Source organism: Mesorhizobium sp. M7A.F.Ca.AU.002.02.1.1 (assembly GCF_003998535.1).
GTDB classification, from domain to species: domain Bacteria; phylum Pseudomonadota; class Alphaproteobacteria; order Rhizobiales; family Rhizobiaceae; genus Mesorhizobium; species Mesorhizobium ciceri.
In genome coordinates, this window is sequence record NZ_RZPB01001405.1 from 1 (window position 1) to 642 (window position 642).

At 65.4% G+C, this 642-nt stretch carries 1 protein-coding gene and 1 pseudogene; both read right to left on the reverse strand.

Annotation, left to right across the window (positions count from 1 at the left end; genetic code table 11):
• Positions 1-223 (reverse strand): annotated as a pseudogene (locus tag EN879_RS38020) (anti-sigma factor); the annotation flags it as partial.
• The coding region (locus EN879_RS38025; RefSeq protein ID WP_164750305.1) for an RNA polymerase sigma factor at positions 220-642 on the reverse strand (423 nt) is incomplete at its 5' end. The gene EN879_RS38025 and the pseudogene EN879_RS38020, both read right to left, overlap by 4 nt.

A 642-nucleotide genomic window follows, 5' to 3' on the forward strand; every position in this document is an offset into this window, starting at 1 on the left:
CCTCGCCAAGCACGACCTTGCGCAACCGCGCAGGCACGGCTTCGTCCAGCACCCCGGCGAAGGCGGCACGCAGCGCCGCCCGGTCGGCGGTGAAACGGGCGCTCCTGGCTTTCATCTCGGGATTGGCGTCGAGCCAGGCGTCGTAAGCGGCGCGCTCGTCTGCAGGCAGCTCGCCATCGAGCGCCATGTGGATGTCCCGTTCGGAAAAGTCGCGGCGGATCATTTCTCGACGATCCTTATCGCGCGGCGACGCGCCGTATCGTCCAGCAAACCACGCAATTCCTCACGCCCGCGCGCAATGCGCGACATCAGCGTGCCAGCGGGGACGCCCAGAATGTTGGCGGCTTCGGCATAGGAAAAACCTTCGATGGCAACCATGACAAGAGCTGCGCGTCGATCGGGGCTGATCGCCTGCAACGCGTCGATGATCTCGCGCGAGGCGATACTCTCCACCTGCTCTGCCGGCTGGGCAACGGCCTCGCCCGCCTCCAGCGGCAACATCGCCGCCTCGCCGCGGCGGTTCACCTTGCGCATCTGGTCGATGAACAAATGATGCATGATCGTAAACAGCCACCTCCGGGGGCTTTCTCCTGTCTGCCAGTTGTCGAGCCGCACAAGCGCCCGCTCGAGGCAATCCTGGAC